The organism is Rhodococcus sp. IEGM 1330, assembly GCF_033142445.1.
Taxonomy (GTDB): Bacteria; Actinomycetota; Actinomycetes; order Mycobacteriales; family Mycobacteriaceae; genus Rhodococcoides.
Genome location: NZ_JAWLSB010000012.1, coordinates 104,188 through 121,052 on the forward strand (window position 1 = coordinate 104,188; position 16,865 = coordinate 121,052).

Annotated in this window: 12 protein-coding genes; 5 read left to right on the forward strand and 7 right to left on the reverse strand. The window is 66.2% G+C overall.

All coding sequences use genetic code 11. The features are described from left to right. Positions 1-61: 61 nt before the first annotated feature. The 4 genes from R4P57_RS23545 to trmB form a co-directional block, all read right to left on the reverse strand. Entirely contained in the window at positions 62-2,215 is a 2,154-nt protein-coding gene (locus R4P57_RS23545) for an MMPL family transporter (RefSeq protein ID WP_317805274.1), read from the reverse strand. Positions 2,216-2,303: 88 nt separating this feature from the next. After that, entirely contained in the window at positions 2,304-5,417 is a 3,114-nt protein-coding gene (locus tag R4P57_RS23550) for an MMPL family transporter (RefSeq protein ID WP_317805275.1), read from the reverse strand. Then, positions 5,418-6,122 carry an NYN domain-containing protein gene (locus R4P57_RS23555; protein WP_411742426.1) on the reverse strand — a complete coding sequence of 235 codons (705 nt, stop codon included), beginning with the start codon at positions 6,120-6,122 and terminating at the stop codon, positions 5,418-5,420. It lies immediately after the preceding gene. Beyond that, complete coding sequence (trmB, locus tag R4P57_RS23560; protein ID WP_317805276.1) at positions 6,119-6,877, reverse strand: tRNA (guanosine(46)-N7)-methyltransferase TrmB; 759 nt, start codon at positions 6,875-6,877, stop codon at positions 6,119-6,121. The genes R4P57_RS23555 and trmB overlap by 4 nt, the downstream gene beginning before the upstream one ends. A 211-nt stretch (positions 6,878-7,088) precedes the next feature. On the opposite strand from trmB, the gene R4P57_RS23565 reads away from it, so the two are divergent. The 4 genes from R4P57_RS23565 to R4P57_RS23580 all read left to right on the forward strand — a co-directional run bounded on the left by R4P57_RS23565 (position 7,089) and on the right by R4P57_RS23580 (position 12,137). Continuing rightward, a complete protein-coding gene (locus tag R4P57_RS23565) occupies positions 7,089-8,114 on the forward strand; it encodes a hypothetical protein (protein ID WP_317805277.1) in 1,026 nt (341 codons plus the stop codon). Beyond that, entirely contained in the window at positions 8,111-9,646 is a 1,536-nt protein-coding gene (locus R4P57_RS23570; RefSeq protein ID WP_317805278.1) for a hypothetical protein, read from the forward strand. Before R4P57_RS23565 ends, R4P57_RS23570 begins: the two co-directional genes overlap by 4 nt. Positions 9,647-9,693: 47 nt before the next feature. Further along, entirely contained in the window at positions 9,694-9,999 is a 306-nt protein-coding gene (locus R4P57_RS23575; protein WP_317805279.1) for a DUF6802 family protein, read from the forward strand. A gap of 308 nt (positions 10,000-10,307) precedes the next feature. Then, positions 10,308-12,137, forward strand: coding sequence for a phosphoenolpyruvate carboxykinase (GTP) (locus R4P57_RS23580; RefSeq protein WP_317805280.1), 1,830 nt, complete (start codon positions 10,308-10,310; stop codon positions 12,135-12,137). 66 nt (positions 12,138-12,203) lie between these two features. On the opposite strand, the gene R4P57_RS23585 is transcribed toward R4P57_RS23580, so the two are convergent. Beyond that, the gene (locus R4P57_RS23585) at positions 12,204-13,082 is read right to left on the reverse strand and encodes an ROK family protein (RefSeq protein WP_317805281.1); all 879 of its coding nucleotides are present in this window, start codon (positions 13,080-13,082) and stop codon (positions 12,204-12,206) included. 9 nt (positions 13,083-13,091) lie between these two features. Then, positions 13,092-13,862 carry a class I SAM-dependent methyltransferase gene (locus R4P57_RS23590; protein ID WP_317805282.1) on the reverse strand — a complete coding sequence of 257 codons (771 nt, stop codon included), beginning with the start codon at positions 13,860-13,862 and terminating at the stop codon, positions 13,092-13,094. A gap of 85 nt (positions 13,863-13,947) precedes the next feature. Between R4P57_RS23590 and R4P57_RS23595 the strand changes: the two genes are divergently transcribed. Further along, complete coding sequence (locus R4P57_RS23595; RefSeq protein WP_317805344.1) at positions 13,948-15,180, forward strand: glycosyltransferase family 4 protein; 1,233 nt, start codon at positions 13,948-13,950, stop codon at positions 15,178-15,180. Here R4P57_RS23595 and R4P57_RS23600 read toward each other — a convergent pair. Then, positions 15,115-16,863 (reverse strand): hypothetical protein, encoded by a 1,749-nt coding sequence (locus tag R4P57_RS23600; RefSeq protein WP_411742427.1) that lies wholly within the window; start codon positions 16,861-16,863, stop codon positions 15,115-15,117. The two genes, R4P57_RS23595 and R4P57_RS23600, sit on opposite strands and share 66 nt — an antisense overlap. Positions 16,864-16,865 lie beyond the last annotated feature (2 nt).

The window sequence follows — 16,865 nt, forward strand, 5'->3', positions numbered from 1 at the left end:
GTGCAGTGGTCCATTCACGCGTTGTGGGGGGCGGGGAGCGAGAGAGCGAGAGAGCGGGGGATCAGGAGTCTTCGGGAGTCGTTTCGCCGAGTCCGAGCTTGCGCTGCATGCGCTTCATGCCGGCCGGTGCCCACCAGCTCGCGTCGCCGAGCAGTTTCATCGTCGCGGGCACCAGGAACATGCGAATGACGGTTGCATCGATGATGAGGGCAGCGATCATGCCGTAGGCGATGTACTTCATCATCACCAGATCGGAGAACGCGAATGCTCCGGTGACGACGATGAGAATCAAGGCCGCAGCGGTGATGATGCGTCCGGTATGCGAGGTTCCGATGTGAATGGCTTCGCTTGTGCTGGAACCATTTTCGCGAGCTTCGACCATGCGGGAGAGCAGGAACACCTCGTAGTCGGTGGACAGTCCGAACACGATCGCGGCGATCAGCAGCAGAATCATCGCCATGATCGGTCCGGGCGTGAAATTCAACCACGCCGCGCCGTGGCCGTCGATGAAGATCCACGTCAGGATGCCCATCGTGGCACCGAGCCCGAGGGTCGTCATCAGCACCGCTTTGATCGGCAGCATTAAGGATCCGAACGTCAGGAACATCAGTACGGTCACGATGAGGACGACCAGTACCGCCATCAGGGGTAGACGGTCTACCAGCGCATCGATCGAATCCCGTTCGATTGCAGGCGTTCCCGTCACTTCCATCGAGGTGCCCTCGGGAGTATCGATGCTGCGCAGGAACTCGATCGCAGGCGCTGCGTCGTTGCGATCGATCAGTCCGGCCTTGAAGACGATGATGCCGTCCTTGCTGGCACCGACCGGGGTGAACTGCTCGACCAGACCCGGTGCGTTGTTGGCCTGGGTGGTGATGGCGGCGAGGTTCGCCCCCTGGGCGTTCTGGATGACCAATTCGATCGGCTCGGTGCGCTGGCCGGGGAACAGTTCGTCGAACTGTTCCTGCGCCACCCGCGTCGGATTGTCCGGTGGCAGATACGTTTCGTTGATGCCGCCGAACGCGAGGTTCCCGATCGGAAGCGTCAGCGCCAGCAGCCCGAGCACGATGGTGACGACCACCTTGATGGGGTTGCGCATCACCCAGGTGGTGAGCTTGCCCCACATCCCGTTCTCGATCTCCTCTGAGGACTTGGTCTTGCGCATGAATGCCAGACCGAGCGCGTCGACGCGTGGGCCAAGAATGGACAGCATGGCCGGCAGCACGGTGATCGCGGTCAGCGCCGCGAGTGCGACCGTCGCAATCGAACCCAGGGCCACCGACCGCAGGAACCCGTGCGGAAACAGCAAGAGACCGCCGAGACACGCGACGATGATCGTCGCCGAGAACGCCACCGTGCGACCGGCCGTCATGACCGATCGACGGACGGCATCTGGCGTCGACCGGCCGTCGCCCAGTTCCTCTCGGAAACGCGACACGATGAACAGTCCGTAATCGATCGCCAAGCCGAGTCCCACCAGAGACACCACCGGCGCAACGAAGGTGTTGACCTCGGTGACGTGGGTGAACAGCTTCACGATGCCGTTGGCTCCGACGACGGTCAGCGCGCCGACGATGAGCGGCAGCGCAGCGGCCACGACGCCGCCGAACACGAAGAACAGCAGCACGGCCACCGCCGGGATGGCGAGGATCTCCATGCGGTGGATGTCGTCGGTCATCGTCGACTGGAGGGCGGCCGCCACGGCCTGTTGGCCGGCGACCTGTACATCGACGCCGTCGATGTAGAAGGCGTCCTGGACGGCCTGGAAGTTATCGGTCAGCTCGGTGTCGTTGGTGCCGACGATCGCAATGCTCGCGATGGCGTGCTGCTTGTCCGTGGTACCGAGCGCCGCCAGCACTGGGGCTTCCGCAGTCCGGAAGTAGCTGCCGTTGATCTTCGCGATGCGGTCCGGGTGATCGGCCACCAGCGAATCGAGATTGCCGACGACCGCAGCGTCGAACGCCGGGTCGTCGATGGTCGACCCCTCGGGCGCGGTGTAGAGAACGATCACATCGCCCTCGGTATTGCGGCCGAACGTCTCCTCGGCAAGATTGTTCGCGGCAGCAGATTGCGACGTCGGATCGTCGAAGCCGCTCTGGCTCAGGTGGTCCGTGAGATCCCAGCCGTACGCCGCCAGGATCGACAGCCCGGCCACCATGACACCGAGAACGGTGTAGCGGAGTCGGTGGACGAAATTTCCCCATCGAACGAACACGTGTGTGTAACTCCCCCTGGATCCACGCGACTACCGCCGCCTCGCCGACGAACATTTCGGCCGACGAGGCTAGCCAATCACATCGGCGTCAGCGTGAACGGTTCCGCTCGCGCGCGAGCAATTCGCTGACGCTGAGCACGTGTCCGTTTTCGCCGCCGCGATGACGACCGCTGTCGCCGCCCTCGGTGGTCGGTGCGGCCCGGCGGCCCGACGGCTTCTCGGACGGGGATTCGCTCGACGCGGATCCGTTGCTGCCGTTGCGTTCGGTACCGGTCTGCTCCGTGCCGTTGCGCTCGGACCCGTTGCTGCCGTTGCTGCCGTTGCGCTCCGACCCGTTGCTGCCGTTTCGTTCGGACCCGTTGTTGCTGTGGCCGTTGCGTTCGGAACCGTTCTGCGGCGAGCTGTTCTCGTCGTGACCGCTGTGGTTCGAGCCGTTGGCGGTCGAACCGTTGCGCGGTGTGTTCGGGGGTGGCGATGCGCTGGGTGCTCGCAGGTCGGCGAGCCAGCTCTCGATGGAACGAGAATCCGGTTCCTCGGCGCGAGGTGCGCGTGCGGCTCGGGTTCGGCTCGGCGGTGCGACGGGCGGACGCGGTGCGCTCGGTGCGCGAGGCGGCTCCGCCGATGGGGGAGCAGCCACCGGGTTGACCGGCGGGGCGGGCCGGACGACGTCTGCTGCCTGGGTCGGTTCCGGTTCGACGGTCGGGCGCGGCGCCACCGGCCGGCTCGGGGCAGGTCGAGGAGCCGGTCGTTCCTGCGGAGCAGCCTGGACCTGGGGAGGAGTCGGGGTGGGTCGAGCAGCCGGTGCCGGAGGTGTGGCGGGAGCACGGGTCGGCTCGGGTGGGGTTGCCGGACGCCCCGTCACACTGCGTCGCGATTCTTCCTTCGCGGCGTGGGTCGCCCGAATGGGGCCCCCGCCGTGCGGTGCGACCACAGGAATGGGTTCGGTGAGCGGCTCGTTGCGGCGTGGTGCCGGACGCATCGGCGGCGCGACCGTACTCGACGGTGCACCGCCTGCGAGCGCGAGCTCGGGCACGTCTGCGATGGGGAGCAGCTCGTCCTCGAGAATGGTCTCGCCGAGTCCGAGTTTCTGCTGGATTCGCTTCATCCACTGCGGGGCCCACCAGCAGTCGTCGCCGAGCAGTTTCATCGTGGCAGGCACGAGGAACATGCGGATGAGGGTGGCGTCGATGATGAGCGCGGCGATCATGCCGTAGGCGATGTATTTCATCATCACCAGATCGGAGAACGCGAACGCTCCGGTGACGACGATCAGGATCAGAGCCGCGGCGGTGATGATACGTCCGGTATGTGAGGTTCCGATACGGATGGCTTCGCTTGTGCTGGCACCCTTTTCGCGAGCCTCGACCATGCGGGAGAGCAGGAACACCTCGTAGTCGGTGGACAAGCCGAACACAATCGAGATGATCAGCACCAACACCGGAGCCATGATCGGACCAGGGGTGAAGTTCATCAGCCCCGCCCCGTTGCCGTCGATGAATATCCACGTCAGGATGCCCATGGTGGCACCGAGACCGAGCACGGTCATGAGCACCGCCTTGATCGGCAGCACCAACGATCCGAACGTCAGGAACATCAGCAGCGTCACGATGAACATCACGAGCACGGCCATCAGCGGCAATTTGTCGATGAGTGCACTGATGGAGTCCTGCTCGATGGCCGGCGTGCCACCGACGAGCACCGACGCCCCGTCGGGCACGTCGATACTGCGCAGGAAGTCGATGGCCGGTTTGGAATCGTTGCGGTCGATCAGGCCGGCCTTGAAGACGATGATCCCGTCCTTGCTGGCACCGACCGGGGTGAACTGCTCGACCAACCCAGGCGCGTTGTTCGCCTGAGTCGTGATTGCCGCGAGGTTGGGACCCTGCGCGTTCGCGATGACCAATTTGATCGGCTCGGTGCGCTGGCCGGGGAAGAGCGAATCGAACTCGCCCTGCGCTTCGCGGGTGACGTTGTCGGGCGGCAGATAGGTCTCGTTGATGCCGCCGAATTTGATGTTGCCGACGGGCAGCGTCAGGAGCACCAGGCCGAGCACGATGGGCACCGTGACCTTGACGGGGTTGCGCATCACCCAGCGAGTGAGCCGGCCCCACATGCCGTTCTCGATCTCCTCGCTCGACTTGGTCTTGCGCATGAACTTCAGACCGAGTGCGTCGACACGGGGGCCGAGGATCGCGAGCATCGCGGGCAGGATCGTGATTGCAGTCAGGGCGGCGAGTGCAACGGTGGCGATCGAGCCGTAGGCCACGGACTTGAGGAAGCCCTGCGGGAACAGCAACAAGCCACCGAGGGACGCGACGATCATCGTCGCGGAGAACACCACGGTGCGACCGGCCGTCATGACGGTCCTGCGCACGGCCTGGGGCGTCGAGTAGCCGTCGCCGAGTTCTTCTCGGAATCTCGAGACGATGAACAATCCGTAGTCGATGGCCAAGCCGAGGCCGACGAGCGAGACCACGGGGGCGACGAACGAGTTGACCTCGGTGAAGTTGGTGAACACCTTCACGATGCCGTTGGCTCCGACGACCGTCAGGCCACCGATGATCAACGGGAGGGCGGCCGCGACGACGCCACCGAAGATGAAGAACAGCAACACCGCGACGGCCGGGATGGCGAGGATCTCCATCCGCTGGATGTCGCCGGCCATCGTCGACTGCAATGCGCCTGCGACGGCCTGCAGGCCGGTCACCTGCACGTCTACGCCGTCGATGTAGAAGACGTCCTTGACGGCCTGGAAGTTGTTGGTCAGTTCGGTGTCGTTGTCGCCCTTGATGGCGATGCTGGCGATGGCGTGCTGTTTGTCGGTGGTGCCGAGGGCCGCGAGATTGGGCGCACCGGCCGTCCTGAAGTAACTGCCGTTGACCTTGTCGATCTGATCGGGATGATCGGCGACGAGGGAGTCGAGATTGGCGACGATCTCGGACGAGAACTCCGGATCGTCGATGGTCGAGCCCTGCGGCGCGGTGTAGAGGACGATGACGTCACCCTGCTTGTCGCGACCGAATGTGGTGTCTGCCAGACGGGCAGCCTGGGCCGATTCCGACGTCGGATCGTCCCAACCGCTCTGACTGAGATGGCTGTTGAGATCGAGACCGTAGGCAGCGAAGCCCAGCAGTCCGGCCACCATGACACCGATAACGGTGTACCGCAGGCGGTAGACGATGTCTCCCCATCTGGCGAACACTTAAGAAACTCCTTGGCGCCCGACGAGCAGGGCGGACAGCGGTCGGAAGGGCTGCAGCCACGCACCTTCGTCGGGAAGCGAATCCAGACTCACCCGTGGCAGTGGCTCACGGAAGACGCCCGGGATGTCCTCGAGGTCGAGGAATTCCAGGATGTCCGACGTGACAGCCCAGCTTGCGTGCTCCCGGAAGCCCAGCACCTGTACTGGCACTCCGGTTGCTGCGATGGCCTCCAGTGGACCCTTGAATGCCTGACCGTCGGCGGACGCGACCATGACCCCGGCGAGGCCGCTGTCACGGTTGCGGAAGTCGATGTGGTCGAGCATGTCCGCGTCGACGTCACTGTCTTCGTCGACCTTGGGCTTGGCGAACACCGCGAAACCCACGTTACGCAATGCTTCGACCCAGGGTCGGACCACATCTGCGCTGCCGGGGGCGATGTTGGTGAACACCGTGGCCTCGGGTTCGAGCGTGGCGGTGCCGGAGGTGGAGAGTTCGGCGGTGCGGCTGAGCAGCCATCGGCCCAGGGCATCGAAGCGCGGACGGTAGGCAGCGGTGGGTCGGCCACCCAGAATTGCGCCGAGTCCCATGTCCAGATTCGGGGCGTCCCAGACCAGCAGGACGCGCTTGCTGTGGCGCGTTTCACCGATCGCGCCGAGTTCGGAGGGGTCGACCACGGTGTCGGGCATGTCCGTACTGACGCTCATGCTGTCTTCTTTCCCCAGATCAATTCCGTCACCGAGCTACCGACCAGCTGTGCCTTGCCCTCGAACTTGGTCACGGGTCGCTCGTGTGTCATGGGCGATTCCCAATCGAGAACGGTCAGACCGGGCTCGGCGTTCCCGGCCTCGGCAATCCACTCAGCGTATTCGGCATGATCGGTTGCCACGTGCAGAACGCCACCGGGCTTCAACCGATCCGCGATCATCGCGAACGTCGGACCCTGTAGAAGCCGACGCTTGTGGTGGCGAACCTTGGGCCACGGGTCGGGGAAGAAGACGCGGACACCGGTCAACGACTCCGAGGACAGCATGTTCTCGAGCACGTCCATCGCGTCACCGCGCAGCAGTCGAACGTTCTCGATGCCTTCTCGTTCGATCTGCTGCAGTGTCTGGGCCAGGCCGGGCCGATAGACCTCGACGGCCATCAGGTTGACGTGCGGCTCGGCCGAGGCCATCGCCGTGGTGGCCGTGCCCGTACCCGAGCCGATCTCGAGAATTGCCGGGCCGCTGCGCCCGAACCAGGCGTCGATGTCGATCTGCTCGTCGGCGACGTCACGACCGATACGCGGCCACAGGTTGTCCCAGGTGGTCTGCTGCGCTTCGGTCAGCGCTCCGCGCCGAGAGCGGAAACTCGTCACGCGGGGGTACAGCCGTGAGCCCCGTTCCTGGGTGCGCACGGTGTTCTCCGCGCTGTCGACAGAGGTGTCCTGAGGCTCGTTCACAGAACCATTGTCGCCCATCGGCGGGGCGTGTGACAGGTGGGTCTCGAGTTGAAGTTGAGACTTGCTGTCCTACCGCTGATCAGGGGCAGGACGAGCCCGACTAATTACAACGGTGCAATTCCTTTCGGGCGGCTCGTGAGCGCCCGCGTGTGTCAGAATCGGTGCCGCAGCAGGGGGCTGTGCGTCGCCTCTGAAAAGCGGGCGGCGGGTCGTTCTGGGGGAATCGATCATGGACGTCGCTGAGGCCGGTCTGGGCCTGTTGCGTGACCGCGCTGCGTCGAGCGACGCACGTGAGGCCGTCGAGACTGCCGTCCACGACCGCCTGCGGCCGATGACCGCACGGGTGACCGGCCGCGCCGGCGTCGGGAAATCCGCGGTTCTCGCCGTTCTCGAGTCGGTGCCGCTCGACGCCGACGGCCTCGATGTCCGATGGCACGAGGGCAGAACGGACAGCAGCGAGGGCGAGGTGCTCGTCCACGTGATCGCGGGTGCGGTGTCGCCGGTCGACACCGCATTGCTGAGTTCCAGGCCGAGGGATGCCCTGGACGGGACCGTCGTGGTGCTGACGAAGGCGGACACACTCGACGATCCCGTAGCGGCGGCCGCAGCGGCCTCGGAGCAGCTGGGACGGACGGTGCTGCCGGTGATGGGCACGACCGCGGCGGGATTGCGGGGAGTGGGCCGAGCCGGTGCGCCTCTGGACATGGCCGACGTGCGAGCCGTCGCAGCGGCCGATCTGCGCCCGACCGACCTGATGACCGTCGATCGGTTTCGCGCCGCCGACGTCGCGGTGTCGACGCGTCGCAGAGAAGCGCTGATCGAATGCATCGAACTGCGTGGTCTCGCCCTGCTCGTCGACGTGCTGCGGCAGCGGACTGTGTCCGACGGCGATGCGATGCGCATGCTGGCCGACGCCACCGGTGCCGACGCCCTGATCGCCGCTGTCTCCGCGGCGGTGTCGGCGGCCGCGGCGGCTCGGGACGCCGAGCTGCATCGCAGAGTGCAACAGATCTCTGCCGGCCACCGGCGGGTTCGTGACGCCGTCGAGGCGTACTTGGCCTCGGACGAGGCGGTGGCTGCCGAGATGCGCCACGCGGCCCTACGACTGGGGGTGCCGATCGAGACCGGTTCGGAACAGGTCGCGCTGGAGCAGGCGGTGCAGTGGAAGCAGCGGGCGGCCGCTGCCGGGGACCCCGAGGTGCGTCGCGCGGCACTCGCACTGTGCCGAGGCCACGTACGAATGCTGCGCCGATGACCCCGCTGTCGGAAGACATGAAAAGCGTTCTACGACGCTGGAATTCGGGTGCACTCGACGAGATCGAACGAGCGAGGGTCAGTCGACCTGCCGGGGTTCACCTCACCGGTACTGCAGGGTCGGGCAAGTCCGAACTGCGCCGCGAGCTGTCCCGTCTCGGTGGTTCCGCTGTTCACTTCACGGACTCGATGGCCGATGCAGCCGTCGTGATGATCGGCGTCGACGCGTCGGCTCCGGTGGGCCGCGTCGAGGTCGAGCAGTGGCGAGCAGCCCTCGAATCCACGCCGGTCGTGTTCGTGGTGAACAAGATCGACGCGCATCGGCACTGGCGTGAGGTGGTCACGGCCGACAGTGACAGCGTTGCCGAGTGTGTCCCACGGGCAGTGGAGTGCACGTTCCATCCGATCTCGGTTCGGTTGGCGCGGACGGGCCGGGAGAGCGGTGACGCCGCGATGTCCGCGGAGTCGGGTATCGGAGCAGTGGCGGACCGGCTCGGCGCACTGCTGCTGCAGGCCACAGCTCTCGGATCCCAGCGCAAATATGCTGCGGCAGTCCAGGACTGCGCAACCGGAGCCAGAGCGTCGATCGTGGCGAGAGCGCGCGCGGTGACCGGGGGCAGTGATACTGCCGAACTCCGTGCGCGGCGAGCTCAGCTCGTCGGCGAACGGGACAATCTCGGTGGCGACCGACGGGCGCTGCTGCACAATCGAATTCAACGGGTACGCGTGGAGTCTCTCCATGCCGCCGCCGAAGACTTTCGCGCCCTGGTTGCCGAGGTCAAGCGCACGATCGACGGGTCAGGACGTGCAGAACTCACTCACCTTCCTGTGCATGTCGCCGAGTCCGCGCGCGGAGCCCGGAATCGAGCCGACGCGGCGCTGACGGCCCGATTGCGGGCAGTGGAGACCGATCTCGGGCTCACGCCGCTGCAAGAGGAATCGAGTGTCGCGGACGACCCGCTCGACATCGGGGAGCCGTCCCGGCGCCGGGGGATCGAGGATGTGGTCATGATCGTTGTCGGCGCGTCGGCGGGGGTAGGACTCGGGCGGTTGGTGGTGTCGCCGATGGCGCTGGTGCCGGCCTGGGCGGTCGCCAACACCGTCATCACCCTCGTCCTCGGTGGTGCGCTCGCCTGGTGGATCACGCGATCGCGGGCGCTGGTGGCCGACCGCGCCCACCTGCGCGGCTGGACGCAGGAAAGCCTGGCCCGGGTGAAATCGTCGGTGGAGCAGCGATTGCTCTCGCGGATTCTCGATGCCGAGTCGATGCTCGCGTCCGCCGTCGCGACCGCGGACCGGGACGCAGTGGCCGGCATCGACGTCGCACTCGCCGAGGTGGACGCCGAGCTGCGTCGGCTTGCCGACCACCGATCGGCGCTGCTGTCTGCCTGCGATCGCGATCTGTCGGCACTCGAGCGGGGGCTCGAGCGATTCCGCGGACCCGATCGCGGTGTGTTCGTTCCCCGCGAACCCGTCCATTTCTCTCCTGCACGGGTGGAACCGTTGGACGAGCCGGTGCGTCGGAGTCAGTAGGTGCAGTGTCGGTTGGCCAGGTTCGTTGGTCGAGGTGAGGAGCGTCGATGATCGCGGTGGATGGCTTCGGAGCAGGGGGCTTCCTCACCGAGGAGGTCGAACCCCACGACGTCGACGAGCCGGGTGCGCCCATTGTCTCGACGGAGCTGTTCGATCTCGACGGGGACGGCCACTACGAGACCGCCGTACGACGTACCGACGCCGGGATGACCGTGGCGACCGACGTCGACGGTGATGGTGTGACGGACAAGTTCACGGCGTTCGGACGTGACGGGCAGTACCGATCCTGGGAAATTTTTCGGGAAGCGAACGGTATCGGCCGGGGCGAATTGACCGAATCGGGTGAGCTGTAGTCCGTCTGTTCTGACTGGACGTCGCCCCTGGTAGACGCCTTCTTGCGAGGATCTTTCCCTATCTGAATCGGTCCTGTGACTAATCGGACAACACCCTGTTTCCGGATTCACGTCGCTCGGCGTTAACCTGAATACCAGGACACCCGGCGCTCGACCCTCGGCTTGCTGTACCCGTTACGATGGTGTACTGCTGCTCGAACGGTCGAGCAGCGCCCCGCCGAGAGGGGAAAACCGAGATCTGCTCGCGCATGTTTGCCCACAGTGATCGTGCGAGTACTTCCGGTTCCGGCTCACCCCAGGAGAGTTAGATGACCTCAGCCACCATTCCCGGTTTGAGCGGCACCGACAACGTGCCGACTCGACACAAAGAACTGCTCGCCTGGGTTGCCCAGGTAGCCGAACTGACAGAACCGGATTCCGTGGTGTTCGCTGACGGATCCGACGCCGAATGGGAGCGCCTCACCGGCAAGCTGGTGGAAGCAGGCACCTTCACTCGTCTCAACGACGAGAAGAAGCCCAACTCGTTCCTCGGCAACTCCGACCCGTCGGACGTCGCTCGCGTCGAGTCGCGTACATACATCTGTTCCAAGGAAGAGATCGACGCCGGTCCCACCAACAACTGGATGGAACCGTCCGAGATGCGGACGCTCATGTCCGATCTCTACCGCGGCTGCATGCGCGGACGCACCATGTACGTCGTCCCGTTCTGCATGGGCCCGCTCGACGCGGCCGACCCCAAGCTGGGCGTCGAGCTCACCGACTCGGAGTACGTCGTCGTCTCGATGCGCGTGATGACCCGCATGGGCCAGGCCGCACTCGACAAGATCGGTGACGACGGGTTCTACGTCAAGGCGCTGCACTCGCTCGGCGCTCCGCTCGCCGAGGGCCAGGCCGACGTCGCGTGGCCGTGCAACGACACCAAATACATCACGCACTTCCCCGAGGATCGCGAGATCTGGAGCTACGGATCCGGCTACGGCGGCAACGCCCTGCTCGGTAAGAAGTGCTACTCGCTTCGTATCGCCTCGGCGATGGCTCACGACGAGGGCTGGCTCGCCGAGCACATGCTGATCCTCAAGCTGATCTCGCCCGAGGACAAGGCGTACTACATCGCCGCGGCGTTCCCGTCCGCGTGCGGCAAGACCAACCTCGCGATGATCCAGCCGACCATTCCGGGCTGGCGCGCCGAGACCATCGGTGACGACATCGCATGGATGCGTTTCGGTGAGGACGGCCGTCTCTACGCCGTCAACCCGGAGTACGGCTTCTTCGGCGTCGCACCGGGCACCAACTGGGACTCGAACCCCAACGCGATGAAGACCATCGACCAGGGCAACTCGGTGTTCACCAACGTCGGCATGACCGACGACGGCGACGTGTGGTGGGAGGGCCTCGAAGGCAAGCCCGAGCACCTGATCGACTGGAAGGGCAACGACTGGACCCCCGAGTCCGGAACCGATGCCGCGCACCCGAACTCGCGCTACTGCGTGCCGATGGCTCAGTGCCCGTCGATGGCTCCCGAGTGGGACGACCCGAAGGGTGTGCCGATCTCGGCGATCCTGTTCGGTGGACGTCGCAAGACCACCGTTCCGCTGGTGACCGAGGCTCGTGACTGGCAGCACGGAGTGTTCATGGGAGCCACCGTCGGCTCCGAGCAGACCGCCGCCGCCGAGGGCACCGTCGGAACCGTCCGACGCGACCCGATGGCCATGCTGCCGTTCCTCGGCTACAACGTGGGCGACTACTTCCAGCACTGGATCGATCTCGGCAAGAACGCCGACGAGTCGAAGTTGCCGAAGGTGTTCTACGTCAACTGGTTCCGTCGCGGCGACGACAAGCGCTTCCTGTGGCCCGGATTCGGTGAGAACTCGCGCGTGCTCAAGTGGATCGTCGAGCGCATCGAGCACAAGGCCGCAGGCATCGAGACGCCGATCGGTGTGGTCCCCACCGCCGAGGCACTCGACATCGACGGACTCGACACCACCGTCGAGGACGTGGCCGAGGCACTCGCGGTGAACTCCGACGAGTGGAAGGCCGAAATCCCGTTGATCCAGGAGTGGTTCGACTTCGTCGGCGAGAAACTGCCCACCGGAATTCAGGACGAATTCGACGCCCTCAAGCAGCGCCTGGGCGCGTAGTATTCACGAGACAGAACGGGGCTCACCGAGGGGTGGGCCCCGTTCTGGCTGTGTGGGTATGCCCGGTCAGGCAGTGAGCGCGGCTGCCCCGGCCAAGGTGCCGAGTCCACCCAGTGCAGCGGGTACCACCTGCAGGCCGTCGAGGAATTTCAGACGCGCGTGCAACGCGATCGACTCCTGGATCGGATTCCACAGCGGCGGGCCGGCTTGGGCGAAGCCACCACCGATCACCACCATACGTACGTCCACCAGGGCGACGGCCGATGCGATCGCCTGACCCAGTGACACTCCGGCGCGTTGCAACGAGGTGATGGCGACCGGCTCCCCGGCGGCGGCATCGGCGGCCAGTTCGGTTCCGGTACTGCCGGGCCAGCCCTGCTCACGCGCCCACCGCACCGCCGACGGCCCACTCGAGACCGTTTCCACGCACCCGATTCCGCCGCACGCGCAGGGCGTCGTCGAACCGGGAACGACGATGTGGCCGATGTGGCCCGCGTTGCCGCTGGCACCGGCGACGATGTGCCCGCCCAACACCAACCCACCGCCGATACCGGTGGATACCACCAGACTCAGCACGTCCGGCACCCCGACGGCGGCACCGAAGCGGTGCTCACCGAGTGCCGCTGCGCTGCCGTCCATCGCGAGGCGGATATCGGCGTCGGGGAAGACCTCGGCGAGGTGATCGCGCAGACCGAAGCCGTTCTTCCACTCGTCGATGTTGATCGGTGCGACCGACCCGGTCTCGAGATTCACCGGACCGGAGCAGGCGACGCCGATCCGGGTGACAGTGGCGGGGTCGGTCGTGTTCCGAAGCAGCTCGGCACAGGCGTCCCAGACATCGGACTCGGGCGTCGGCACCGTCACCGGATTACCCGGCCGCCCGTCGTCACCGACGAGTGCCGCCGTCATCTTGGTGCCGCCGATGTCGAGCGCGAGTGCCGTCATCGATCCAGGCTAAGCGTTGGGCCGCATGACGAGCACGAGGTTGCTGCCCAGGAATTCGCGGAGGATCGGCACGCGCATCATCCACCATGCCCAGCGTGGGTGATAGCGCGGAAATGCCGCCAGCAGCGTTGCGTTGGGAGTGTTTCGCGCCCAACGTAATCCGTCTGCTGCGCTGATGTCGAACAGTGATTCGCCGAATCGATTCTTCGGTTCGTGGCCGGTGGTGCGGGCGTAGCGGCGGGCTGCGTATTCGCCACCGAGGTAATGCCAGGGCCGGGTCTCGTGGCCGCCGAACGGACCGAACCAGATGGTGTACGAAAGCACGGTCAACCCGCCGGGCTTGGTGACACGCAGCATTTCCTCGGCCATGGTCCACGGCTCGCGGACGTGCTCGGCGACGTTCGACGAGAAGCAGATGTCGACACTGTCGTCACGAAACGGTAGTGCCATCCCGGAACCGCGCACCGAACCCGGTATTTGCAGTCCCGCCGCGTGCATCTCGGACGCGTCGGGCTCGACGGGCAGGTAGCGCACGCAGCTTGCACCGAAGACCTCGGCGAAGTATCCGGGTCCGCCGCCCACGTCCAGCACGGTCGCCGCGGACATGTCGGTACCGGTCAGGCCCCGATACAGATCGCCGATCAGCTCCACGGAATCGCGGGCCAGTGCGCCGTAGAAGATGTCGGGAGCGCTCTGTTCGTGCCCGAAGTCCTTCAGCAGACCCACCGAGCGGCGCAGTGTCGCGCGAGAGGCGAACAGACGTGTCACGGCGGAAGTCACGAAGACGAACCCTAGCGGTTACTGTGGCAACGGTAATCGACGGCGGTCGAGAAACGAACATGCGGAAATTGGGGTGAAGCGGGCTGTGCGCGAGGTTCTGTTGCTGTGCTGGCGCGATACCGGGCACCCGCAGGGCGGCGGCAGCGAGCGATACCTCGAGCAGGTGGGCGCAGGTCTGGCACGACGCGGCGTCCGCGTCACGCTGAGGACGGCGTCGTACCCCGGAGCTCCCGCCGAGGAGATCGTCGATGGCATTCGCATCAGTCGCGGTGGTGGACGCCTGTCGGTGTACCCCCGCGCACTGGCCGCCATCGCAGCCGGACGGCTCGGTTTCGGCCCGCTCAAGGGCATCGCACCCGACGCGGTGATCGACACCCAGAACGGCATTCCCTTCTTCTCACGTGCCGCGCTCGGCGTTCCGGTGACATTGCTGGTGCACCACTGCCATCGCGAGCAGTGGCCGGTGGCGGGGCCGATGATGGCCAAGCTCGGCTGGTGGCTCGAATCGACGGTGTCGCCGAGGGTCCACCGCCGCAATCAGTACCTGACGGTGTCGTTGCCGTCCGCGGACGAGTTGGTCGCGCTGGGCGTCGACCGCGACCGCATCGCCGTGGTGCGCAACGGAGCCGACGAGATTCCCCGGTCGGTGCCCGAGGGTGACGAGAGCACCCGCACTGCGCACCCGTCACTGACCGTGTTGTCCCGGTTGGTTCCGCACAAGCAGATCGAGGACGCCCTCGATGTCGTCGCCGCGCTGCGGGGTCGGATCCCCGATATTCACCTCGACGTCATCGGTGGCGGTTGGTGGGAACAGAACCTCCGCGACTACGTCGGCGAGCTGGGCATCGAGCAGTACGTCACTTTCCACGGGCACGTCGACGAGGACCGCAAGCACGCCCTGCTCGGCCGGTCCTGGGTGCACGTCATGCCCTCCCGCAAGGAGGGATGGGGCCTCGCGGTCGTCGAGGCAGCTCAGCACGGCGTGCCGACCGTCGGCTACCGAAGTTCCAAGGGCCTCACCGATTCCATCATCGACGGCGTCACCGGTGTTCTGGTGGGTCGGCTTTCGGATGGTGAAGAGGGCCGTGACGTCTCCGGTCTGACCATCGCCGTCTCGGAACTGCTGCAGGACGCCGAAGCTCGAACTCGCCTGGGCGAGAAGGCACGAGTGCGCGCGGCGGAATTCTCCTGGGAGCAGTGCGCCGAAGGTGTCTACTCGGTGCTCGACGCGACGACGCGTGGCACGTGGTCGTCAGGTCTGGTCGGGTCTGCTGGCGATGTGCCGCAACCTGATTCGGCTCGCCAATCCTACCGCTAGACCGCAGAGGAGCAGCACCGCCCAGGCGAGGTGGGCGACGACGACGGCTGTTGCCTGGCGCTTGTCGACGATCATCGGATTCGGTACGCGGTAGAGCGTGAGCTGGTCGTCGGAGTACGCGATGTCCAGTGGATTCAGTGTTTGCGCAGATTCGCCGAGTTCGCCCGGGGTGGTGTTCTCCACCAGTACCCATCCGACGCCCAGCTCTGCGATCACGTCCATGGGTTCGCCTGCGAGCAGGGCATTCTGGACCTCCGTCGCGCGCGCCCCCTCACCCCGCACCGTGCCGCCCGCGACGATGAGCTCGCCGGTCTGCAACACGTCCAGTGGCAGCATGCGCGGCGCGGGATCGAGAACGGGAGCACTGCCGCTGTAGGGAAAGCGGCGGAACATCCCGGCCGGTAGTACCGCGACATCGCCGTCGCCGCCCTGCACTTCGGCTGCGACCGCTTGCCAGGACGCCGGGTACGACACGGGCCGTATCGAGTTCCCGACGCCCCAGGCCAGGTCGGGAAGTGCGATCAGCAGGGCCGCTATCGCAACGGCGCTGCCGAATCGGGTGCGTTGGACCGCGCTCAGCGCGGTTGGTTGCACCGGATTCGGTCGACGCTGGGGAGAAAACGCAGCCGCGGCGGCCAACGCGTAGATCGGCATCGCCAGCGCCACCCATTTCTGGGAGTCGCGCAGCAGGCCGGCACCGGGAACGCTTTCACCCAGCGCTCGCGCCATCGCCAGACCGGGCCCCGTCGCTGCGAGTGCAGGGGCTGCGACGGCAACGAGTGCAAGAACACCGAGGCCGACGATCACCGGATTTCGTCGACGCCTGATCAACGGCCGCACCCCGAACGCGACGACGGCCAGCAGCAGCGCCGTGCCCGCGAACGCGAAAATGCTTGTGCGAGAGGCAGGTACAGCATCGGAATTCCAGATTCCGCCGAGACCGGCCACGCTGCCGAGGGTGCCGAGGCCTGGCTCGGCCCGCGCCGCGAACGCCGCCCAACCCGCCGGATCCGCCTGCTCGACGCCACCGCCGGACACCGCCGTGGCCACCAGCCACGGCGCCGACGCCACCGCCGCCAGCCCGAGGGCACCGACCACGCGCAGGCCGCGTCGGGCACCCCCGGGGAGGGCGAGGACCACCAAGGCGATGGTTGCGGCGAGCAGCGCGCCGGTGGGGGTGAGTCCGGCAGCGGCGAGACAGACTGCGAGCGCCCACCAGGAACGGCCCTCTCTGACCGCGAGTGCAGCGACCACCGTCCACGGGAGGGCGGCGTATCCGACGAGCAGGCTCCAATGTCCCTGCAGCAGTCGCTCGGCGACGTACGGGTTCCACACGGCCACCGTCGATGCCACGAGCAGCGCGGGTAGTGGAGCTGTCGGAAGCACTGTTCGTGCCATGACCGCTGCACCCCACCCGGTCAGCCACAGGGCCAGCAGCAGAATGGTCTTGACCACCAGGCCACCGTCGAACACCGTCGACAGCGCGGCGATAGCGGCGTCCTGCGGTACTGCCCTCGCGGCCGCGTCGGCGATTCCCCAGGCGGAGTCGGTGAAGTAGGAACGGGGGGTGCTGACGGCGTCGCGCAGCAGGAGATAGCCGGGGCCGAGCAGTGGGCCGAGAATGACCACCGCGAGCAGCAGGCTGTAGAGCGGCGGTGTCCACCTCGACCTCGACCACGCCATGA

Bases quoted from the DNA above. Each gene is read 5' to 3' on its own strand.
- R4P57_RS23555 (WP_411742426.1), bottom strand. From the start codon at position 6,122: ATGAGCGTCAGTACGGACATGCCCGACACCGTGGTCGACCCCTCCGAA.
- trmB (WP_317805276.1), bottom strand. From the start codon at position 6,877: ATGGGCGACAATGGTTCTGTGAACGAGCCTCAGGACACCTCTGTCGAC.
- R4P57_RS23565 (WP_317805277.1), top strand. From the start codon at position 7,089: ATGGACGTCGCTGAGGCCGGTCTGGGCCTGTTGCGTGACCGCGCTGCG.
- R4P57_RS23570 (WP_317805278.1), top strand. From the start codon at position 8,111: ATGACCCCGCTGTCGGAAGACATGAAAAGCGTTCTACGACGCTGGAAT.
- R4P57_RS23575 (WP_317805279.1), top strand. From the start codon at position 9,694: ATGATCGCGGTGGATGGCTTCGGAGCAGGGGGCTTCCTCACCGAGGAG.
- R4P57_RS23580 (WP_317805280.1), top strand. From the start codon at position 10,308: ATGACCTCAGCCACCATTCCCGGTTTGAGCGGCACCGACAACGTGCCG.
- R4P57_RS23585 (WP_317805281.1), bottom strand. From the start codon at position 13,082: ATGACGGCACTCGCGCTCGACATCGGCGGCACCAAGATGACGGCGGCA.
- R4P57_RS23600 (WP_411742427.1), bottom strand. From the start codon at position 16,863: ATGGCGTGGTCGAGGTCGAGGTGGACACCGCCGCTCTACAGCCTGCTG.